Raw genomic sequence first — 19,861 nt, 5'->3', positions numbered from 1 at the left:
CGGCAGGGGGCGCGCTGATGTTCTATCGCGAGGCCGGCGACTTCAAGACCAGCTACCGCGACGACGGGCAGACCTTCCCGATCGCCTTCGACCGCTGGCGCTACTACTTCGTGCTGCTGGTGGGCTTCGTCGGCATCCCGCTGGTGCTGACCGAATACACCGCCAACGCGGTGATGATCCCGTTCCTGATCTGGGCGATCGTGGCGATCGGTCTGAACATCCTGACCGGCTATTGCGGGCAGGTCAGCCTGGGCACCGGGGGGTTCATGGCGGTGGGCGCCTATGCCGCCTACAAGATCATGACCGCCGCGCCCGAACTGAACATTCTGTTCGTGGTGCTGCTGTCGGGCGGGGTGACGGCCGCGGTGGGGATGCTGTTCGGGCTGCCCAGCCTGCGGATCAAGGGCTTCTACCTGGCGGTGGCGACGCTGGCGGCGCAGTTCTTCCTGGTGTGGCTGTTCAACCGGGTGCCGTGGTTCTACAACAACTCGGCCTCGGGGCAGATCACCGCGCCGGAGCGCAGCATCCTGGGCATGGCGGTGACCGGGCCGCAGGCCGGGGCGGTGCCGAAATACCTGTTCTGCCTGGTGATCCTGTTCGCCCTCGCCTGGCTGGCGCGGAACCTGACGCGCGGGCGGCTGGGCCGGTCGTGGATGGCGATCCGCGACATGGACATCGCCGCCGAGATCATCGGCGTGAACCCGCTGCGGGCCAAGCTGTCGGCGTTCGCGATCTCGTCCTTCTTCGTCGGCGTCGGCGGGGCGCTGTTCTTCACCGTCTACCTGGGCGCGGTCGAGGTCGGCGAGGCGTTCGGCATCAACAAGTCGTTCCTGGCGCTGTTCATGATCATCATCGGCGGCCTGGGCTCGATCTTCGGCTCGTTCGCGGGGGCGGCGTTCATGGTGCTGATGCCGGTGCTGCTGAAGAACCTGATGGTCGACACGCTGTCCTGGCCCACCGCGATCGCGGCGCATTTCGAGTTCATGATCGTCGGCGCGCTGATCGTCTTCTTCCTGGTGGTCGAGCCGCACGGGCTGGCCGCCCTGTGGCGCACCGCCAAGGAGAAGCTGCGCCTCTGGCCCTTCCCGCACTAGGGGCGGGCACCAAGCAAACCGGGACCACCCGGACATCCGAAGAACTGGGAGGATCGAACCATGAGACTGACACGACAGGCCGCCGCGCTGGCGGCGGCGCTGCTGGCCGCGGGGCCGGCGATGGCCGAGCTGGTGTTTCCCTCGCTCGACTACCGCACCGGCCCGTTCGCCGCCAGCGGCATCCCCTTCGCCGACGGCTACACCGACTATTTCACCCTGCTGAACGAGCGCGACGGCGGCATCGGCGGCGAGATGACCCGCGTCCTCCCCTGCGAGACCGGCTACAACACCGAAAAGGGCGTCGAGTGCTACGAGGCGACCAAGGGCGAGGGCGCGCTGGTCTACCAGCCGCTGTCGACCGGCATCACCTACCAGCTGATCCCCAAGGCCAGCGCCGACGGCATCCCGATCCATTCGATGGGCTACGGGCGCACCTCGGCGGCGAACGGCACCGTGTTCGAATGGGTGTTCAACTACCCCGGCAACTACTGGGACGCCGCCTCGATCATGACCCAGCACGCCAAGGACATGTCCGACGGCAGCCTTCAGGGCAAGACCATCGCCCTGCTGCACCACAACTCGGCCTACGGCAAGGAGCCGATTCGCACGCTCGAGACCCTGGCCGAGCGCGAGGGCTTCGACCTGACGCTGATCCCGGTCGACAGCCCCGGCCAGGAGCAGAAGTCGCAATGGCTGCAGATCCGGCGCGAGCGGCCCGACTTCGTGTTCTTCTGGGGCTGGGGGGTTATGAACCAGGTCGCGATCCAGGAAGCCGCCAACATCCGCTACCCGATGGAGAACTTCATCGGCGTCTGGTGGTCGGGGGCCGAGCCCGACGTGATGCCCGCCGGCAAGGGCGCGCACGGCTACAAGTCGGTGAACTTCACCGGCGTCGGCACCGACTTCCCGATCTTCGACGACATCAGGACCCATGTCGTCGACAAGGGCCTGGCCGCCGGCGACGGCAGCAGCGTCGGTCAGGTGCAGTACAACCGCGGTCTCTACGCCGCGATGCTGGCCGCCGAGGCCGCCCGCACCGCGCAGGAGATCCACGGCACCAGCGCGATCAACGCCGCGCAGATGCGCGACGGCATGGAGGCGCTGAACCTGACCGAGGACCGCATGGCCGAGCTGGGCATGCCCAGTTTCGGCCCCGCCGTCGAGGTCAGCTGCGCCAACCACGCCGGCCCCGGCGTGGCCCTGGTCCAGCAATGGGACGCCGAGGCCAGGACCTGGACGCCGATCACCGACTTCATCGCCGCCGACCGCGAGCTGATCCAGAAGCTGATCGACGAGGACAGCGCCGCCTATGCCGCCGAGAACGGCATCACGCCGCGCGACTGCTGAAAGCCGCCCGCCCCCGGCCCCGGCCGGGGGCGGGCCCAGTGACGGGAACCCGCCCATGTTCGACCGGACCGACGACCGCCAGCTGCTCGAGGTCAACAACATCGAGGTGATCTACAACCATGTGATCCTGGTGCTGAAGGGCGTCAGCCTGTCGGTGCCCAAGGGCGGCATCACCGCGCTGCTGGGCGGCAACGGCGCCGGCAAGACCACGACGCTGAAGGCGATCTCGAACCTGCTGCAGTCCGAGCGCGGCGAGATCACCAAGGGCAGCATCCTCTACCACGGCCAGCCGGTCGCCAACCTCAGCCCGTCGGACCTGGTGCGCAAGGGCGTGATCCAGGTGATGGAGGGCCGGCACTGCTTCGAGCACCTGACCGTAGAGGAGAACCTGATGACCGGCGCCTACACCCGCCGCGACGGCCGCGCCGCGGTCGAGGCCGATCTGGAGCTGGTCTATTCCTACTTCCCGCGGCTCAAGGAGCGCCGCCGCAGCCAGGCCGGCTACACCTCGGGCGGCGAGCAGCAGATGTGCGCCATCGGCCGCGCGCTGATGTCCCGCCCCGAGACGATCCTGCTGGACGAGCCGTCGATGGGCCTGGCCCCGCAGCTGGTCGAGGAGATCTTCGGCATCGTCCGGTCGCTGAACGAGAACGAGGGCGTGTCCTTCCTGCTGGCCGAGCAGAACACCAACGTGGCGCTGCGTTTCGCGCATTACGGGTATATTCTCGAATCGGGCCGGGTGGTGATGGACGGACCCGCCGCCGAGCTGCGCGAGAATCCGGACGTGAAGGAATTCTACCTCGGCATGTCGGACAGCGGGCGCAAGTCGTTCCGCGACGTGCGCTCCTACCGCCGCCGCAAGCGCTGGCTCAGCTGAGTGGAACCGGCGCCCGCCGGGCGCCGTTTCACCTCCGAGGGGAAGAAGATGGGCAAGCAGGACGTCGTCGAGGCGCTGATCGACAGCCAGGGCGTGCTCTACAGCGAACAGGCCGGCATCGAGCTGGGCCGCGACGAGCCGGCGCAATGGTTCCTGTGGCTGTCGGCCGCGCTGCTGATGTCGGCGCGGATCGACGCTGCGCAGGCGGTGCGCGCCGCCGCCGCGCTCAGGGCCGATGGGTTGGCGACCGCGGGCGCGGTGCTGGCCAGCGACCGCGCCGCGCGGGTGCGGGTGCTGAACGCCAACGGCTATGCCCGCTACGACAACCAGGGCGCGGATTACCTGCACGACGCCGCGCGGCTGGTCGCCGACCGCTACGGCGGCGATCTGCGCCGTCTGGTGGCCGATGCCTGCGACCGCGCCGACGTGCTGCAGCGGCTGCGCCAGGTGCGCGGCATCGGCGCCACCGGCGCGCAGATCTTCTGCCGCGAGGCGCAGCTGGTCTGGGACGTGCTGTTTCCGTTCGCCGAGGGCCCCTGCCTCGATGCCGCCCGCGCGCTGGGCCTGCCCGCCGACGCCGAGGCGCTGGTCCGCCTCGCGCCCTCGCGCCGGGGATTCACCCGGCTGGTCGCGGCCCTGACCCGTGCCGCGCTGGAAGGACCCTCGGACGCCGTGCGCCGGGCGGCGGGCTGATGCGCGGGCGCGGCCGGATGCGCCCCGAAACGCCGCTGCGGCGGGCAGCGCCGCCATGACCGCCGCGGACGGCACCTAGGGGCCCTGCCGCACCCCGGCGCCCGGCGCCGACGGCGTGACCAACATCGCGCGCCGGAAATTCGAGCCGGGGCGCGCCGCGCACGGCGCTTGACCCGGCGCCCGGCGCGGGGTCCGATCGCCGCGGCGAACCAACCGAAGGAGGCCGCCATGCGCCCGCACTATGACAGCCTGGAAATCCGCAGCGCCGACGAGCGCGCCGCCGACCTGGCGCGGAAATTGCCGGCGCAGATCGCGCGGGCGCGGGCGCATGCGCCGGGCATCGCGGCGCGTCTGGACGGGGTCGACGCGGCGGCTGTGACCGACCGCGCCGCGCTGGCCCGCCTGCCGGTGCTGCGCAAGGCCGACCTGGCCGCGGCGCAGGCCGCGCATCCGCCGCTGGGCGGGCTGGCGGCGCGGCCGGTGTCGGGGTTCGCCCAGGTGTTTATGTCGCCCGGCCCGATCTTCGAGCCCGGCGGCGGCGCGCACGACTGGTGGCGCGTCGGCCGCTTCGTGCACGCGCTGGGCATCGGTCCGGACGATCTGGTGCAGAACTGCTTCTCCTACCACCTGACCCCCGCCGGCGCGATGTTCGAGAACGCCTGCGCCGCGGTGGGCGCGACCGTCCTGCCCGCCGGCACCGGCCAGACCGAGCAGCAGGTGCAGGCGGCGGCGCATCTGCGCTGCACCGCCTACGCCGGCACGCCGGACTTTCTGAAGCTGATCCTGGAGAAGGCCGACGAGATGGGGCAGGAACTGGCCTTCACCAGCGCCGCGGTCTCGGGCGGGGCGCTGTTTCCCAGCCTGCGCGCCTATTACGCCGGGCGCGGCATCACCTGCCGGCAGTGCTACGCCACCGCCGATCTGGGCCTGATCGCCTACGAGACCGGCGCCCCCGAGGGCATGGTGGTCGACGACGGCGTGATCGTCGAGATCGTCCGCCCCGGCACCGGCGATCCGCTGCCCGACGGCGAGGTCGGCGAGGTGCTGGTGACGTCGCTGAACCCGGACTACCCGCTGATCCGCTTCGCCACCGGCGATCTGTCCGCCGTGCTGCCGGGGACCAGCCCCTGCGGGCGCACCAACATGTGCATCCGCGGCTGGATGGGCCGCGCCGATCAGACCACCAAGATCAAGGGCATGTTCGTGCGCCCCGAACAGGTGGCAGAACTCGCCGCCCGCCACCCCGAGGCGGCCCGGATCCGCGTCGTCGCCGGACGCGCGGACGAGCGCGACTCGCTGACCGTGCGCGTCGAGTCGGACCGCGACATCGCCGCCGCCGTCGCCGCCAGCCTGCCCGAGGTGCTGAAGCTGTCCGGCACGGTTGAGGTGGTCGCGCCCGGCACGCTGCCCAACGACGGGCTGGTGATCGAGGACACGCGCCGCTACGACCAGCCGCCGCGGGCTTGACAGCGCGGCCGGCGGACGGGTTTCGTGCGGAGATCACAACCGGTTGGAGAGCCGATGCCCCGGATCACGACACCCCTCGCGCTGCTGCGCGCGCTGGCGCTGGGCCTGGGCCTTGCGGGTGGATCCGCCGCCGCGGCGGATCTTGCGCTGATCCTGTCGGACGGCGCCGCCGGCCAACCCGGCCGCCACGCCGCCGTCGCCGACGCGTTCCGCGCCGCCGGCTACGAGGTGACCGAGGCGCTCGATCCGGACCGCGCCGCGCTGACCGCGCTGCTCACCGGGTTCGAGCGGCGGGCGGCGGACGCCGACCGGCTGGTGCTGCACCTGACCGGCCGCGCCGCCACCGCCGCCGGGCTGACCGTGCTGCTGCCCGCCGGCACCGACGGCGACACCCCGGCCGAACTGCTGACCGAAGGCGTGCCGATGGCGCTGTTCCTCGACATCGCCGCGCGCCGGCCCGGGCACAGCCTGCTGGCGCTGGCCACCCCCGGCGGGCCGGACGGGCGCGCGATGACGGTGCCGCAGGGCGTGCTGGTGCTGGCCGGCGCGCCCGAGGACGTCGACCGGGTGCTGGCCGAGCAGATGCTGGCGGCGAACCGCACCGCGGTCGAGATCGACGCCGACGCCGAGGGCGTGGTGTTCGCCGGGCTGGTCTCGGACCTGCTGCGCCTTGGCGCGGCCGCGCCCGGACCCGACCCCGCCGCCGCGCCGGCGCCCGCACCCGGCCTGCCCGAGGATCTTCCCGACCAGGAGCGGATCGCCTGGGACGCGGCGCGCGACGTCGACACGCTGCAGGCGTACCGCACCTTCCTGCGCGACTGGGGTCAGGGCCGCTTCGCCGACCGCGCCCGCGACCGGATCGAGACGCTCGAGACCGCGGCCGAGACCGCGCAGCGCGTCGGCCGCTACCGCGAGATCGAGGTCGGGCTGGCGCTGACCGTCGCCAGCGTCACCGAGCTGGAGCGGCGGCTGTCGGCGATGGGCTTCGACATCGGCGCGCCGGACGGCACCATCGACCGGCGTACCCGGCAGGCGGTCGCCGCCTTCCAGGCCCGCGCCGGGCTGACGCCGACCGGCTATTTCAACACCGCCACGGTGCAGCGCCTGATCGTCGCCGAGGGCGGCTAGGCCCCGCCCCTCAGGCGGCGGCCGGCGCCCGCCGCCCCTGAGAGCGCAGCAGGATCGCCAGCAGGATCAGGATGTTCAGCATGTTCCAGGCGATCCCGTTCAGGAACGCCATGCGGTAGCTGCCGGTCAGGTCATGGATCCAGCCCGACATCCAGCCGCCCAGCGCCATGCCGACGATCGTCGCCATGATCACGAAGCCGACGCGCGCGCCGGCCTCGGCGGGCGGCATGTACTCGCGCACCACGATGGCATAGCTGGGCACGATGCCGCCCTGGGACAGGCCGAACACCAGGCTGACGACGTACAACGACATCAGCCCGTCGAACGGCAGGTACAGGAACAGCGCCAGGCATTGCAGGGCCGAGCCGATCAGCAGCGTGCGCACACCCCCCAGCGCATCGGCCAGGAACCCCGAGACCAGCCGCGAGGCGACGCCGCCCAGCAGCATCAGCGACAGCATCTGCGCGCCCGCCGCCGGCCCGTAGCCCAGATCGACGCTCAGCGCGACGATGTGCACCTGCGGCATCGACATCGCCACGCAACAGCCCACGCCGGCCAGCGCCAGCAACCGCTGCAGCCGGGCCGGCGGAAAGCGCACCGTCCGCGCCCGTCCGGCGGCGTCGGCGCGGGCGCGGCCGGTGGCCTCGGCGCTCAGCCGGCGGCGCAGGGTCTGCGCCAGCGGCAGCATCGCCGCGACGCTGACGACCGCCAGCGTCAGGTAGGCGCCGCGCCAGCCATGCTCAGTCAACGTGCCGGCCAGGGCTGTGGGCCAGATCGCGCCAGACAGGTAGTTGCCGCTGGCCGCCACCGCCACGGCGATGCCGCGCCGGCGCAGGAACCAGTGCGAGATGTCGGCGATCAGCGGCCCGAAACTCGCCGCCGTGCAGATCCCGATCAGCAGCTGCACCGCCGACAGCACCATCAGCGACGGCGCGGCGGCGGCGGCGGCAAAGCCCGCGCCCAGGCCCAGGGCGGCGGCGCTCAGCGCGGCGGTGACGCCGAACCGGTCCACCGCCCGGCCGATCAGCAGGTTGCCCAGCGCATAGCCCACCATGGTCAGCGTGTAGGGCAGCGCGGCGCCGGCGCGGCCGACGCCGAATTCCGCCTGCACCTGCGGCAGCACCACGATGATCGCCCACATCCCGGCGTTGCCGACGGTGGCGATCAGCAGGGTCAGCCCCAGGCGGACCCAGGAATAGCGGCTGTCGTGTTCGGCTGCGGCGCTCATCCGCGACACAATGGCGACCGCCGCGGCAGCGTCAACCGCGCCGCTGTGCTAAGCTGCCCGCGCCTGACAACCACAGGGGAGGAAGCGATGACCAAGGTACTGAAGTGCGGCGACCTGATGCCCGGCTGCACCTTCCAGGCGAAGGCCGAGACCGAGGACGAGATCCTGCAGGCCGCCGCCACCCACGCCCGCGAGGCGCACAACCTGGAACCCACGCCGGAGCTGGTCGAGAAGGTGAGATCGGCGATCCGCGAGGAATAGCCCGGCGGCGGGGAATCGCGACCCGGCCCCCGCAAACCGGAAAGACGCCGCAAACCAGAAAGGCCGCCCGTGAAGGCGGCCTTTCCGATCTGGATCCGATCCCTGCGGCGGGTTCAGCCCTGGCGGGCCTTGAACCGGCGCTGGGTCTTGTTGATCACATAGACGCGGCCCTTGCGGCGCACCACGCGGCAATCGCGATGGCGCTGCTTGAGGGAGCGAAGCGAGTTTCTGACCTTCATGGCCTCTCTCCTGTCATGCGGCGCGCGGACTTGCCTGCGCCTTGGTTGCGTTGCACGCCGCGGGACCGGCGAGAAGGAATGGTGGGCGTAACTGGGATTGAACCAGTGACCCCTTCGATGTCAACGAAGTGCTCTCCCGCTGAGCTATACGCCCGAAACAGCTGCCGGCCCGCCGAAGCGACCCGGTGTGAGCCGTTCGTATAATAACATGCGCCGGGGGGTTCAAGCCCTTTTGCCGGCCCGGATCTTGCACTACTCTGCGCAGCCATCACACAGACCGGAGTGCCGCCCGTTGACGAGTGCCTTCACCCTGAGCGAACCCAGCCGGTGGACCTCTCCGGCGGTGTTCAGCTCGCCCCATTCCGGCGACCGTTATCCGGCTGAATTTCTGGCCACAACCGAACTCGACCCGATGAGCATCCGCTCGTCCGAGGACGCCTTCGTCGACCGGCTGTTCGCGACCGCGCCCAGCCACGGCGCGCCGCTGCTGGCGGCGACGCTGCCACGGGCCTATGTCGACCTGAACCGCGGCGCGGACGAACTGGACCCGGCGCTGATCGTCGGTGCGCAGCGGCGCGGCGCGAACCCGCGGGTCGCCGCCGGGCTGGGGGTGATTCCCCGCGTCGTCTCCGAGGGGCGGCCGATCCGCAGCGGCAAGATCCCCCTGCGCGAGGCGTTCCGCCGGCTGCGCCACGGCTATCACCCCTATCACGCCCAGCTCGACACGCTGCTGGCGCGCCAGCGCGACGCATTCGGCCACGCCATCCTGATCGACTGCCACTCGATGCCGCACGACGCGGTGGGCGCCGCGCCGCTGGTGCGCGGCCGCCGCCCCGAGGTGATTCTCGGCGACCGGTTCGGCGCCGCCTGCGGGCGCTGGCTGATCGACGGCGCCGCCGAGCTGTTCGCCGGCCAGGGCTTCGTGGTGGCGCGCAACGCGCCGTTCGCGGGCGGGTACATCACCCAGCAGTACGGCCGCCCGGCGCGCGGCGTGCACGCGCTGCAGATCGAGATCGACCGCGCGCTCTACATGGACGAGCGGCGGCTGGCGCCGCGGCACGACTACGACGACGTCGCCGCGCGCATCGACGCGGTGGTCGCCGGGCTGAGCCGGCTGATGGACGCCGCCACGCCGCTCGCCGCCGAATAATCCGCGCCCCAGACAGCCCGCCCCGGACAGCCCGCCCCGACGGCATCCGGCTCAGCGGCCGCAGCTGCCCGATGCGCGGCCGGTGGCGACGAAAAAAGGGCCGTGCGCAAGGCACGGCCCAAGTCTAGGGAGGAAACGCCCGGGAACGGGCGCGTGATGCAGCGCATCAACATGACCAGAATTATGCCGCACTGCAGCGAAGTCAACGGGGCCCGCCTGATATTGATGCAGATCGGTGCGATTCTGCCACGGCTGCGCGGAAATCAGGCAATTCGCCCACGGGATGAACAGCTTGCATGCTTCCTAGCGCAGCGCCCGGCCCTTGAGGATCGAATCCTCGCCGAAACGGGCCCGGATCCGGTCGGTCGCCCGTTCCGCCTCGGTGCGGCTGCGGGCGGTGGGGTCGAGCAGGTCGGCCTCGCGGTCGGCCAGATGCCCGGGAACGAGGTCGGACAGGCCGACGCCGAGCAGGCGGAACGGCGCCTCGGCCAGCGATCTTCGCAGCAGGGGGGCCGCCGTCGCGTGGATCACCCCGGCCAGCTGGGTGGGCTGGTCGAGGGCGTGGCGCCGGGTCAGCAGCCGGTGGTCGGCGCGCTTCAGCTTCACGGTGACGACCCGGCCGGCGATGTCCTTGGCCTTGAGCCGCGAGGACACCTTGTCGGCCAGCCGCCAGAGGTGCCCGTCGAGCAGCTCGGGGTCCGAGGTGTCCTCGTGGAAGGTGGTCTCGTTCGACAGGCCCTTCACCGCGTTGCGCGATGAAACCGGGCGGCTGTCCTGGCCGCGGGCCAGCCGCCACAGCCGGTCGCCCATCTGCCCGTAGCGGGCGGCCAGCGCCTTGCGGTCGCGGCCCAGCAGGTCGGCGATGGTGCGGATGCCGTCGTTGGCCAGCTTCTCGCGGGTGACGTGGCCGACGCCCCAGATCACGCCGACCGGCTGGGCGGCGAGGAACGCCCCGGTCTCGGCGCGGCCGATCACGGTGAAGCCGCGGGGCTTGTCGCGGTCCGAGGCGATCTTGGCCAGGAACTTGTTGTGGGACAGGCCGACCGAGGCGGTGATCCCCAGCTCGACCTCGACCCGGCGGGCCAGCCTGGCCATCAGCACGGCGGGCGGGGCGTGGTGCAGGCGGGCGGTGCCGGTCAGGTCGAGAAACGCCTCGTCGAGCGACAGCGGCTCGATCACCGGGGTCAGTTCCTCCATCATCCGGCGGATCCGGCCCGAGACCTCGACGTAGACCGCGCCGCGGGGTTTCACCACGACCGCCTCGGGGCAGAGCTGCAGCGCCTTGAACATCGGCATCGCCGAGCGGACGCCGCGGATCCGGGCGATGTAGCAGCAGGTCGAGACCACGCCGCGCTTGCCGCCGCCGACGATCACCGGCTTGTCGCGCAGGGCCGGATCGTCGCGCTTTTCCACGGTGGCGTAGAAGGCGTCGCAGTCGATGTGGGCGATGGACAGCTGCGTCAGTTCGGGGTGAGACGTCAGCCGGGGCGAGCGGCACGCCGGGCAGCGCCGCGCGCCGGGGGCGAGGTCGACCAGGGTGCAGCAGTCGCGGCAGAGCGTGTCCATGCGGGTATTCTATGCCCCCGGCGGGGCGGGGGCGAGAGCCGGCGTGGCCGCGTGGAAACGGCGGTTGTCACAGTGAAAACCGCCTCAACCCCCTGAAATCACAGGGACCGTCCATGAAAACTGTGTTGACGCGGATTTCCGGGCGCGGCGCGGGGGGCCGGGAGGCACCGTGAGGGCGCCGCCGCCGGCGCGATCCGCGGTCAGATCTGCCCGATGAGCAGCCCGGCGGCGAAGGCGGCCAGGGCGAAGGCCAGGAACCCGATCAGGTAGAGCGCCGAGGGCTCGGACGGGTTGAGATAGTCCCAAAGGGTCGTGATTGCGCTGTGCAGGCGCGTCATGCCATCCTCGTTGGTTGTTTAGGATCCCTACGATATAAACAACTTCGACTCATATTGAAAGGTTAGACTGGCGCGATAGCCAGAAAGAGAAAGTGATTAGGAAATTGAAAGCGAGCATAATTACAAAGATTAAACTATTCGCGATCAAGGTTGCTATGAAGCGACCTGCGCCGCATCGCATACCGCTATCGGGCGCAAACAGGCTTTCAGCGAGAAATTATAACGCTGTATACTTAGGCGACTATAGTGATAAAAGAAAATTTCTCATAGTCGTGTGCGATGATTCTACTATAAGAGGTTTGTATTGGGCGAATAAGAGGGATTTACCACATAAGGCTCTAATTTCTACTGACATTTTTCACGGAAGCTTTGTGACAATAGAGCAGTATTTTGGAGAGATCCAGATAATATATAGCGGGCCCGTAAATTATATTTTGGGAAGGCTTACGTTTAGGGGGCGGCGTTCACTTCTCTATGATCGGTTTCGACGGTGGATATTTGGGAAAAAGAGATTGTTTTGGGACCAAAGGAATGATGTTCTTAAGTATATGCATAGAATGTTGACTAAAAACGGAACATCTGGTGTGAGTATTGTGGACTACATTAATTGGCGGTATGGAAATCTCTGGGTGTGGCATCCAGAACGCGATATTCTGCGGGCATATTATTTGTGGGTATTCGCCACGGGGGACGTTCATTATAAAGACCACAGATATGAAATACTACCGAAAGCACACCATACCCTGTCTGTTATGGATGAGGAAAATAGGAAGCATGCCGACGTCATTCGAATTCAGAACGTTGCAGTTATTCTAACGCTCGCCTTGGCTCTGGTGGGAAGTGCGCAAGTGTATGTAAGCTTCCTTAGTCTTGATGCACCTGTCCAAGGCTGTGGCGAGTAGCTTGTATATCGGTACTTTCCTCCCCCCGGCTCAAACAGCCCCTCAATGTGCGCCATCGCCAGATCAATCAGGTGCGCGTCCGCTCCGCGGCCGGTGAACTTCAGGCCGGACCCGTCAGGGCAGCGTTTGCGGCGCAGCACCAGGTTGGGCTTGAGGTAGGCGACGCGGCGCGGGCGGCCGGGGTGGGGCTCGGGGGCGTGGGGCGGTCGCGCAGCAGCGCCTCGGCCGCTACGACACAGGGGCGCAGCGCCTCCCGCTCGCGCCCGGCGTTGCGGCGCGCGAGGGTCTGCGGCGCCGCGTACATCACCCCGGCGAAGCCCTTGGCGCAGCGCGCGGCGATCCGCAGGCACCGGGTCAGGCTGAGCGCGCGGCCGTGGTGCAGCACCTCGCCCGGATGCTCGATCACCCGGGCGACGGCGCGGATCCGGCTGCGCCTGGTGGGGCTGGCGTCCTTGCAGAGCCCGGTCACCGCCTCGTCGATCGAGGCGAACAGGTTCTGGCAGTGCGCCTCGACCGCGATCATCGCCCGCTCCCACGGGGTCGGCCGGGCGCGGATCTCGTTCTCCTCGATCATCGCGCGGTAGCCTTCGGCGGCGTCGCGCGGGGTGCGCACGAAGGCGGCGATGCGGTCGGTCCCGGTCCGGCCCTCGGCCAGCAGTTCGCGGCAGGCGGTGATCCGGCGGTAGCCGGCGAGCAGGCCGTAGGCGTGGCTGCCGCCCTCGGCCAGGGCGAAGACCTCGATCGGCTGGCGCAGGCCGCCGGTGAAGATCGCGTGCCTGAGCTGGCGCAGTTCCCCGGGGTCCGGCTCCGGCCGGTCGCGGGTCAGCGCGTGGTCGTCGATGCTGGCGAGCGGGATCAGGGTGATCGCGTGGGTCATGGCCGGTCCTTTCCGTGGGACCGGCAGCATGGGCAGGGCGTGGTTAACGCCGCGTGGCGTTGCGTCAGCGGCGGCTCGGCAGTGCGGCCAGGATCGCCCGCGCCGCCGCGCGCGGGTCGGCGGCGGCGTGGATCGGGCGGCCGACGACGATGTGGTCGGCGCCGGCGGCGATCGCCTCGGCCGGGGTGGCGGTGCGCTTCTGGTCGCCCTGCGCGCTGCCCGCGGGGCGCACGCCGGGGGTGACGATCAGCTTGCCGCGGGCCTGCGGCAGGGCGCGGATCGCCGCCGCCTCGCCCGGCGCGGCGATCACCCCGTCGGCGCCGGCGTCGAGCGCGCGGGCGGCGCGCTCGCAGGTCAGCGCGGCGATGTCGCCGGGCCGGATCAGCATGGTGTCGAGATCGGCCCGGTCGGCCGAGGTCAGGAAGGTGACCGCCATGATCCGGGTCGGCGCGGCGCCGCGCCCGTCGGCGGCGGCGGCGACCACCGCCGGATCGCCGTGCACCGTCAGCAGGTCGAGCCGGTACTGCGCCAGCCCGCGCACCGCGGCGGCGACGGTGGCCGGGATGTCGAACAGCTTGAGGTCGAGGAACACCCGGTTGCCGGACTGCTTCAGCTCGTCGGCCAGCGCCAGTCCGCCGCCGGTCAGCAGCCCGAGGCCGATCTTGTAGAAGCCGACCGAGGCGCCGAGCTGCCGCACCAGGTCGAGGTTCGACAGGGCGTCGGGGCGGTCGAGGGCCACGATCAGGCGGTCGTCGGCGTCGGTCATCGCGCTCTCCTGCGGTTTGGGCGGGTTTTCGCGCAGGCCGGGGCCGGGCGCAAGGGGGGCGGAACGATGCTGCCTGCGCAAGCGTTTGCCCTGCGGACAGTCGATAGGAGGAGATCATGGTCGACGAACGCGAGATCGTGCGTCAGGAAACCAAACCCCGTCCCGGCTACGGCCCGAACGACGGCGTTACCCCGCCGCCGCCCGCCACCGGCGGCGGGCGCACCGGGGCGATCGTCGTGGCGGTGGTCGCGCTGGTGATCGTGCTGGGGCTGCTGCTCATCTTCGCCGGCGGCGGCGACGACGACATCGTGCAGACCGCGCCGCCGGCGGTCGAGCAGGTGCCGGCGGACGGCGCCGCCCCGGCGGAGGTCGACGTCGAGGTCGAGTCGGGCGTGACCACCGAGCAGACCGCGCCGGCGACCGACGAGGCCGCCCCCGCCGAGGACGCGGCGCCCGCCGATGCAGCGCCCGCCGAGGACGCCGCGCCGGCCGAGACCGAGCCCGCGCCGGAGACCTCGCAGTAACCGCGCCCCACGCGCGATGAACGGCTTGGCGCGCGGTCCGGAAACCGGATCGCGCGCCTTGTGCGTGGCGGGGCCTCTGCCCATATCTTGTGCAGATATCAACCCGAGGTCCCGTCAGCGTGTGCTTCGTAGAAGGCGCGGAACGGGGCGCTGTAACGGAGAGACACATGAACTTCGAGAAGTTCACCGAGCGGGCGCGGGGATTCGTGCAGGCCGCCCAGACCATCGCGATGCGCGAGAGCCACCAGCGCTTCGTTCCCGAGCATCTTCTCAAGGCGCTGCTGGACGACGACCAGGGCCTGGCCGCGAACCTGATCAAGCGCGCCGGCGGCGACCCGGCGCGGGTGCTGGGCGCGGTCGAGGCGGCGCTGGACAAGCAGCCCCGGGTCGAGGGCGGGCAGATCTACATGGACCAGCAGGCCGGCAAGGTGCTGGCCGAGGCCGAGAAGCTGGCCGAGAAGGCGGGCGACAGCTATGTCACCGTCGAACGGCTGCTGACGGCGCTGGCGGTGGTCAAGGGCGGCGCCAAGGACGCGCTGGCCGAGGGCGGCGTCACCGCGCAGGCGCTGAACGAGGCGATCAACGATCTGCGCAAGGGCCGCACCGCCGACAGCGCCAGCGCCGAGGACACGTTCGAGGCGCTGAAGAAGTTCGCGCGCGATCTGACCGAGGCCGCCGAGCAGGGCAAGATCGATCCGATCATCGGCCGCGACGAGGAGATCCGCCGCGCCATGCAGATCCTGTCGCGCCGCACCAAGAACAACCCGGTGCTGATCGGCGAGCCCGGCGTGGGCAAGACCGCGATTGCCGAGGGCCTTGCGCTACGCATCGTCAACCGCGACGTGCCGGAAAGCCTGGAAAACAAGAAGCTTATGGCGCTGGACATGGGCGCGCTGATCGCCGGGGCGAAGTACCGCGGCGAGTTCGAGGAGCGTCTGAAGGCGGTGCTGAACGAGGTCACCGACGCCGCCGGCGAGATCATCCTGTTCATCGACGAGATGCACACGCTGGTCGGGGCCGGCAAGGCGGACGGGGCGATGGACGCCTCGAACCTGCTGAAACCGGCGCTGGCGCGGGGCGAGCTGCACTGCATCGGCGCGACCACGCTGGACGAGTACCGCAAGCACGTCGAGAAGGACGCGGCGCTGGCGCGGCGGTTCCAGCCGCTGATGGTTTCCGAGCCGACGGTCGAGGACACGATCAGCATCCTGCGCGGGATCAAGGAGAAGTACGAACTGCACCACGGCATCCGGATCAGTGACCGGGCGCTGGTGTCGGCGGCCACGCTGTCGAACCGCTACATCACCGACCGGTTCCTGCCGGACAAGGCGATCGACCTGATGGACGAGGCCGCAAGCCGGCTGCGGATGGAGGTCGACAGTAAGCCCGAGGAACTGGACGCGCTGGACCGCGACATCATGCAGAAGCAGATCGAGGCCGAGGCGCTGAAGAAGGAGACCGACGAGGCCTCGAAGGACCGTCTGGCGACGCTGGAGAAGGAGCTGTCGGTGCTGCAGGAGCGTTCCGCCGAGATGACCGCGCAGTGGCAGGCCGAGCGCGACAAGCTGGCCGGCGCCCGCGACATCAAGGAGCAGCTGGACCGGGCCCGCGCCGAGCTGGACCAGGCCAAGCGCGAGGGCAACCTGGCGCGCGCCGGGGAATTGCAGTTCGGCGTCATCCCGGGGCTGGAGAAGCGGCTGGCGGAGGCCGAGGCGGCCGAGGAGTCGGACGTCATGGTCGAGGAGGCGGTGCTGCCCGAGCATGTCGCCGCCGTGGTCGAACGCTGGACCGGGATCCCGATGGACCGGATGCTGGAGGGCGAGCGCGACAAGCTGCTGCGCATGGAGGACGAGATCGGCCGCCGGGTGATCGGCCAGAACGAGGCGGTGGCCGCGGTGTCGAACGCCGTGCGCCGGGCGCGCGCCGGGCTGAACGATCCGAACCGGCCGATGGGCAGCTTCCTGTTCCTCGGCCCCACCGGCGTCGGCAAGACCGAGCTGACCAAGGCGCTGGCCGAGTTCCTGTTCGACGACGACACCGCGATGACCCGCGTGGACATGTCCGAGTTCATGGAGAAGCACGCGGTCGCCCGTCTGATCGGCGCGCCGCCGGGCTATGTCGGCTATGACGAGGGCGGCGTGCTGACCGAGGCGGTGCGGCGCCGGCCCTACCAGGTGATCCTGTTCGACGAGGTCGAAAAGGCGCATTCGGACGTGTTCAACGTGCTGCTGCAGGTGCTGGACGACGGTCGGCTGACCGACGGCCAGGGCCATGTGGTGGACTTCAAGAACACGCTGATCGTCCTGACCTCGAACCTTGGCAGCCAGGCGCTGAGCGAGCTGCCCGAAGGGGCGGCCAGCGCCTCGGTGCGCGAGCAGGTGATGACCGCGGTGCGGGCGCACTTCCGCCCCGAGTTCCTGAACCGGCTGGACGAGATCGTGCTGTTCGACCGGCTGAGTCGGGCCGACATGGACGGGATCGTCGACATCCAGCTGGGCATCCTGGAGCAGCGCCTGGCGGGCCGGAAGATCGCGCTGGACGTGGACCAGGCCGCGCGGACCTGGCTGGCCGACAAGGGCTACGACCCGGTCTACGGCGCGCGCCCGCTGAAGCGGGTGATCCAGAAGGCGGTGCAGGACCCGCTGGCCGAGATGCTGCTCGCCGGCGAGGTGCTGGACGGCGCCACGGTGCCGGTGACCGAGGTCGCCGGCGAACTGGCGGTGGGCGATCACGCCGCCGGCCGCACCCCGCGCGAGGCGACGGTACACTGAGCCGCGCCGACTGGGGGCGTATAATATAGTATGGGGCCGGTCCGGGTTCGGGCCGGCCCTTGCCGCTCAGGGCAGCAGCACCTGGTTGACGGCGTGGATCACGCCGTTGTCGGCGGTGACGTCGGATCTGGACGCCAGCGCCCCGTTCACCGACAGCAGCAGCCCGTTCCATTCCAGCGACAGCGGCGTGCCCTGCAGCGAGACCACCTGCGAGCGGCCCAGCGGAATGTCGGCGGTGGTCAGCTGTCCGGCGACCAGGTGATAGGCCATCAGCGTCGCCAGCTGCGCCCGGTTGCGGGTCTGCATCAGCTGCGCCACCGCGCCCTGCGGCGCCTGCGCGAAGGCGGTGTCGGTCGGCGCGAACAGGGTGAACGGCCCCGGCGCGGCCAGGGTCGGCGTCAGCCCGGCGATCTCCATCACCGTCAGCAGGGTGTTGAAGCGCCCGTCGGCGCGGGCCACGTCGACCAGCGTGCGCGGCGCTTCGGGCGGCTCGGGCGTGCAGGCGGCCACCGCCGATGCGGCCAGCGCACCCACCACGACGGATCTGCGATTCATTGTGGACTCCCCAAGGTTTCGGCGACAGGCGCCGTCGTGCATGCTAGCGCAGCCGCGGCGCGGCGCCAAACGAACGGCGATGTCCCGCCGATCGCGCGGACCGGCGGAACCCGCCCGGCGGCCGCGAGCCGCGATGCTCACCGGGCCGCGAGGGGCACCGGATCGCGACGGCGGCGCCGGTGCCGCGGCCGTCGGGAACCTGAAGTCACAAAAGGTTTACGCGCGGTGTTTTCCGGGTTTTTACAAGCTATTCCAGTTACCTGAGCCGTCGCGGGCCGCTGCCGCACACGCCGGGATGGAGCGATCGTGAGCCAAATTTCGTTTCCGTACCGTATCTTTGGGGAAGCGTGCGCCGCGCCACCTGCATTGCGGGCGCACACCCCTGACGACCTGAAGCGGAGATCGCCATGCTGATACGACACACTGCCGGGATCCGGCCTTCCGAGATCACGCCGAAACAGGCCTACCTGGACCGCCGCCAGCTGCTCGCCGGCGCCGGCGCGCTGGCGCTGGCCGGCGCCGCCGGGGCGCGGCCCGCGGCGGCGCTGGAGTATACGCCCTGGACCGGTCCCGCCCCTGACAAGCCGACGCCGAAGGAGCTGGTCACCAGCTACAACAACTTCTACGAGTTCGGCCTCGACAAGGGCGATCCCGAGAAATACGCCGACGCGCTGACCACCGAGCCTTGGACCGTGACCATCGACGGGCTGGTGGCGAACCCCGGCAAGCACGCGCTTGAGGACATCGTCCCCGCCACCCAGGAAGAGCGCATCTACCGGCTGCGCTGCGTCGAGGCCTGGTCGATGGTCGTGCCCTGGGTCGGCTTTCCGCTGGCCGACCTGCTGCGGCGGGCCGAGCCGCTGGGCGCGGCGAAATACGTCGCCTTCGAGACCGTGGTGCGCCCGGACGAGATGCGCGGCCAGCGCGGCTTCTTCCAGCTGCTGGACTGGCCCTATGTCGAGGGGCTGCGGCTGGACGAGGCGATGCACCCGCTGACGATCCTGGCCACCGGGCTGTACGGCGAGGAACTGCCGAACCAGAACGGCGCGCCGCTGCGCCTGGTGGTGCCGTGGAAATACGGCTTCAAGTCGATCAAGTCTATCGTCCGCATCACCCTGACCGAGAAGCAGCCGCCGACCAGCTGGAACCGGCAGGCGCCGAACGAGTACGGTTTCTACGCCAACGTCAACCCGCAGGTCGACCACCCGCGCTGGAGCCAGGCCGCCGAACGCGTGGTCGGCGGCGGGCTGCTGTCGAGGAAACGCGACACCGAGATGTTCAACGGCTATGGCGAGCAGGTCGCGGAGCTGTATGCCGGCATGGACCTGGCGCGGAACTTCTGATGACCACCACCGTCGCATCGAAGCTGAACCACTGGCTGCGCCGGGTGCCGATCTGGCCCGGCTACGTTCTGGGATTCGTGCCCGCCGCCTGGTGGCTGTACCTGGGTCTGACCGGCGGGCTGGGCGCCGAGCCGGTGAAGGCGCTGGAGCAGGAGCTGGGCAAGTTCGCGCTGCAGCTGTTCCTGGCCAGCCTGCTGGTGACGCCGCTGCTGCACCAGACCCGGATCAGCCTGATCCGGTTCCGGCGGCTGATCGGGCTGATGGCGTTCTACTACATGCTGCTGCACCTGTCGGTCTGGCTGGTGCTGGACCTGCAGCTGGCCTGGGGCGAGATCGGCCGCGAGCTGATCAAGCGGCCGCACATCGTCGTCGGCCTGATCGTGCTGCTGCTGCTGGCGCCGGTGGCGGCCAGCTCGAACAATGCCGCGGTGCGCCGGCTGCGGCTGCAGACCTGGCACCGGATCCACATGCTGGTCTATCCGGCGGCGATCCTGGCCGGGGTGCATTACCTGTGGGCGGTAAAATCCTGGCCCGCCGAGCCGGTGCTGTACCTGACGCTGGCGGTGGCGCTGGTCGCCTATCGCCCGCTGCACAGGGCCTGGACAAGGCGCCGGCGGGCGCGGAGCGAGCTGCGGACCGCCGCCTGACGCTGGGTCAGCCAAAAAAATGCCTGAAAAGCGCATTTTGGTCTTGCGAGTCGGGGTGTGGATCCGTAGATAACCCCTCACCGGCGGC

At 70.0% G+C, this 19,861-nt stretch carries 19 protein-coding genes and 1 tRNA gene; 12 read left to right on the top strand and 8 right to left on the bottom strand.

The features are described 5' to 3' along the window. The first annotated feature begins 17 nt into the window (after nt 1-17). The 6 genes from GE300_RS12385 to GE300_RS12360 all read left to right on the top strand — a co-directional run bounded on the left by GE300_RS12385 (nt 18) and on the right by GE300_RS12360 (nt 6,606). Nucleotides 18-1,094, top strand: a complete 1,077-nt coding sequence (locus GE300_RS12385; protein WP_154446889.1) for a branched-chain amino acid ABC transporter permease — start codon at nt 18-20, stop codon at nt 1,092-1,094. A gap of 60 nt (nt 1,095-1,154) precedes the next feature. Further along, entirely contained in the window at nt 1,155-2,441 is a 1,287-nt protein-coding gene (locus GE300_RS12380; RefSeq protein WP_154446888.1) for an ABC transporter substrate-binding protein, read from the top strand. A gap of 55 nt (nt 2,442-2,496) precedes the next feature. Next, nucleotides 2,497-3,318 carry an ABC transporter ATP-binding protein gene (locus tag GE300_RS12375; protein WP_154446887.1) on the top strand — a complete coding sequence of 274 codons (822 nt, stop codon included), beginning with the start codon at nt 2,497-2,499 and terminating at the stop codon, nt 3,316-3,318. Between the two features lie 48 nt (nt 3,319-3,366). After that, the gene (locus GE300_RS12370) at nt 3,367-4,011 is read left to right on the top strand and encodes a hypothetical protein (protein ID WP_154446886.1); all 645 of its coding nucleotides are present in this window, start codon (nt 3,367-3,369) and stop codon (nt 4,009-4,011) included. A gap of 228 nt (nt 4,012-4,239) precedes the next feature. After that, nucleotides 4,240-5,478 (top strand): phenylacetate--CoA ligase family protein, encoded by a 1,239-nt coding sequence (locus GE300_RS12365; RefSeq protein ID WP_154446885.1) that lies wholly within the window; start codon nt 4,240-4,242, stop codon nt 5,476-5,478. 54 nt (nt 5,479-5,532) lie between these two features. Then, a complete protein-coding gene (locus tag GE300_RS12360; protein ID WP_154446884.1) occupies nt 5,533-6,606 on the top strand; it encodes a peptidoglycan-binding domain-containing protein in 1,074 nt (357 codons plus the stop codon). 10 nt (nt 6,607-6,616) lie between these two features. Here the strand turns inward: GE300_RS12360 and GE300_RS12355 are convergent, their stop codons facing one another. Continuing rightward, nucleotides 6,617-7,834 carry an MFS transporter gene (locus GE300_RS12355; RefSeq protein ID WP_154446883.1) on the bottom strand — a complete coding sequence of 406 codons (1,218 nt, stop codon included), beginning with the start codon at nt 7,832-7,834 and terminating at the stop codon, nt 6,617-6,619. Nucleotides 7,835-7,921: 87 nt separating this feature from the next. On the opposite strand from GE300_RS12355, the gene GE300_RS12350 reads away from it, so the two are divergent. Beyond that, on the top strand, nt 7,922-8,095 hold the full coding sequence (locus GE300_RS12350; RefSeq protein ID WP_154446882.1) for a DUF1059 domain-containing protein: 174 nt from the start codon (nt 7,922-7,924) through the stop codon (nt 8,093-8,095). A gap of 113 nt (nt 8,096-8,208) precedes the next feature. On the opposite strand, the gene ykgO is transcribed toward GE300_RS12350, so the two are convergent. Then, nucleotides 8,209-8,334, bottom strand: coding sequence for a type B 50S ribosomal protein L36 (gene ykgO / locus GE300_RS12345; protein WP_010141322.1), 126 nt, complete (start codon nt 8,332-8,334; stop codon nt 8,209-8,211). Between the two features lie 79 nt (nt 8,335-8,413). Next, nucleotides 8,414-8,488: transfer RNA gene (locus GE300_RS12340), tRNA-Val, on the bottom strand. Nucleotides 8,489-8,626: 138 nt separating this feature from the next. Between GE300_RS12340 and GE300_RS12335 the strand changes: the two genes are divergently transcribed. Beyond that, a complete protein-coding gene (locus GE300_RS12335; protein WP_233416977.1) occupies nt 8,627-9,484 on the top strand; it encodes an N-formylglutamate amidohydrolase in 858 nt (285 codons plus the stop codon). 303 nt (nt 9,485-9,787) lie between these two features. Here the strand turns inward: GE300_RS12335 and GE300_RS12330 are convergent, their stop codons facing one another. The 4 genes from GE300_RS12330 to pyrF form a co-directional block, all read right to left on the bottom strand. After that, entirely contained in the window at nt 9,788-11,050 is a 1,263-nt protein-coding gene (locus GE300_RS12330; protein WP_154446880.1) for a DNA polymerase IV, read from the bottom strand. A gap of 200 nt (nt 11,051-11,250) precedes the next feature. Next, the gene (locus tag GE300_RS12325) at nt 11,251-11,388 is read right to left on the bottom strand and encodes a hypothetical protein (protein WP_154446879.1); all 138 of its coding nucleotides are present in this window, start codon (nt 11,386-11,388) and stop codon (nt 11,251-11,253) included. 1,002 nt (nt 11,389-12,390) lie between these two features. Next, on the bottom strand, nt 12,391-13,167 hold the full coding sequence (locus GE300_RS12320; protein WP_233416976.1) for a ParB/RepB/Spo0J family partition protein: 777 nt from the start codon (nt 13,165-13,167) through the stop codon (nt 12,391-12,393). A 64-nt stretch (nt 13,168-13,231) separates the two neighbouring features. Further along, on the bottom strand, nt 13,232-13,933 hold the full coding sequence (gene pyrF, locus GE300_RS12315; RefSeq protein ID WP_154446877.1) for an orotidine-5'-phosphate decarboxylase: 702 nt from the start codon (nt 13,931-13,933) through the stop codon (nt 13,232-13,234). Nucleotides 13,934-14,049: 116 nt separating this feature from the next. On the opposite strand from pyrF, the gene GE300_RS12310 reads away from it, so the two are divergent. Together GE300_RS12310 and clpB are read left to right on the top strand one after the other, a co-directional pair. Then, complete coding sequence (locus GE300_RS12310) at nt 14,050-14,457, top strand: hypothetical protein (RefSeq protein ID WP_154446876.1); 408 nt, start codon at nt 14,050-14,052, stop codon at nt 14,455-14,457. Between the two features lie 167 nt (nt 14,458-14,624). Continuing rightward, nucleotides 14,625-17,228: an ATP-dependent chaperone ClpB gene (clpB, locus tag GE300_RS12305; RefSeq protein ID WP_154446875.1), complete on the top strand. Its 2,604-nt coding sequence runs from the start codon at nt 14,625-14,627 to the stop codon at nt 17,226-17,228. A gap of 66 nt (nt 17,229-17,294) precedes the next feature. On the opposite strand, the gene GE300_RS12300 is transcribed toward clpB, so the two are convergent. After that, on the bottom strand, nt 17,295-17,783 hold the full coding sequence (locus GE300_RS12300) for a fasciclin domain-containing protein (RefSeq protein ID WP_233416975.1): 489 nt from the start codon (nt 17,781-17,783) through the stop codon (nt 17,295-17,297). A 407-nt stretch (nt 17,784-18,190) separates the two neighbouring features. Between GE300_RS12300 and msrP the strand changes: the two genes are divergently transcribed. Both msrP and GE300_RS12290 read left to right on the top strand, forming a co-directional pair. Next, the gene (msrP, locus tag GE300_RS12295; protein WP_154446873.1) at nt 18,191-19,126 is read left to right on the top strand and encodes a protein-methionine-sulfoxide reductase catalytic subunit MsrP; all 936 of its coding nucleotides are present in this window, start codon (nt 18,191-18,193) and stop codon (nt 19,124-19,126) included. Further along, nucleotides 19,126-19,773, top strand: a complete 648-nt coding sequence (locus GE300_RS12290) for a protein-methionine-sulfoxide reductase heme-binding subunit MsrQ (protein WP_154446872.1) — start codon at nt 19,126-19,128, stop codon at nt 19,771-19,773. The genes msrP and GE300_RS12290 overlap by 1 nt, the downstream gene beginning before the upstream one ends. The last annotated feature ends 88 nt before the right edge of the window (nt 19,774-19,861 follow it).

The sequence above is a fragment of the Halovulum marinum genome, from assembly GCF_009697225.1.
Lineage (GTDB): Bacteria > Pseudomonadota > Alphaproteobacteria > Rhodobacterales > Rhodobacteraceae > Halovulum > Halovulum marinum.
The sequence above is the reverse complement of the archived record's forward strand: the minus strand, read 5'-3'. Positions and strand labels throughout refer to the sequence as shown.

Bases quoted from the DNA above. Each gene is read 5' to 3' on its own strand.
- GE300_RS12380 (WP_154446888.1), top strand. From the start codon at position 1,155: ATGAGACTGACACGACAGGCCGCCGCGCTGGCGGCGGCGCTGCTGGCC.
- GE300_RS12290 (WP_154446872.1), top strand. From the start codon at position 19,126: ATGACCACCACCGTCGCATCGAAGCTGAACCACTGGCTGCGCCGGGTG.
- GE300_RS12325 (WP_154446879.1), bottom strand. From the start codon at position 11,388: ATGACGCGCCTGCACAGCGCAATCACGACCCTTTGGGACTATCTCAAC.
- GE300_RS12375 (WP_154446887.1), top strand. From the start codon at position 2,497: ATGTTCGACCGGACCGACGACCGCCAGCTGCTCGAGGTCAACAACATC.
- GE300_RS12385 (WP_154446889.1), top strand. From the start codon at position 18: ATGTTCTATCGCGAGGCCGGCGACTTCAAGACCAGCTACCGCGACGAC.
- GE300_RS12310 (WP_154446876.1), top strand. From the start codon at position 14,050: ATGGTCGACGAACGCGAGATCGTGCGTCAGGAAACCAAACCCCGTCCC.
- GE300_RS12365 (WP_154446885.1), top strand. From the start codon at position 4,240: ATGCGCCCGCACTATGACAGCCTGGAAATCCGCAGCGCCGACGAGCGC.
- GE300_RS12355 (WP_154446883.1), bottom strand. From the start codon at position 7,834: ATGAGCGCCGCAGCCGAACACGACAGCCGCTATTCCTGGGTCCGCCTG.
- GE300_RS12330 (WP_154446880.1), bottom strand. From the start codon at position 11,050: ATGGACACGCTCTGCCGCGACTGCTGCACCCTGGTCGACCTCGCCCCC.
- msrP (WP_154446873.1), top strand. From the start codon at position 18,191: ATGCTGATACGACACACTGCCGGGATCCGGCCTTCCGAGATCACGCCG.
- GE300_RS12360 (WP_154446884.1), top strand. From the start codon at position 5,533: ATGCCCCGGATCACGACACCCCTCGCGCTGCTGCGCGCGCTGGCGCTG.
- ykgO (WP_010141322.1), bottom strand. From the start codon at position 8,334: ATGAAGGTCAGAAACTCGCTTCGCTCCCTCAAGCAGCGCCATCGCGAT.
- pyrF (WP_154446877.1), bottom strand. From the start codon at position 13,933: ATGACCGACGCCGACGACCGCCTGATCGTGGCCCTCGACCGCCCCGAC.
- GE300_RS12370 (WP_154446886.1), top strand. From the start codon at position 3,367: ATGGGCAAGCAGGACGTCGTCGAGGCGCTGATCGACAGCCAGGGCGTG.
- clpB (WP_154446875.1), top strand. From the start codon at position 14,625: ATGAACTTCGAGAAGTTCACCGAGCGGGCGCGGGGATTCGTGCAGGCC.
- GE300_RS12300 (WP_233416975.1), bottom strand. From the start codon at position 17,783: ATGAATCGCAGATCCGTCGTGGTGGGTGCGCTGGCCGCATCGGCGGTG.
- GE300_RS12320 (WP_233416976.1), bottom strand. From the start codon at position 13,167: ATGACCCACGCGATCACCCTGATCCCGCTCGCCAGCATCGACGACCAC.
- GE300_RS12350 (WP_154446882.1), top strand. From the start codon at position 7,922: ATGACCAAGGTACTGAAGTGCGGCGACCTGATGCCCGGCTGCACCTTC.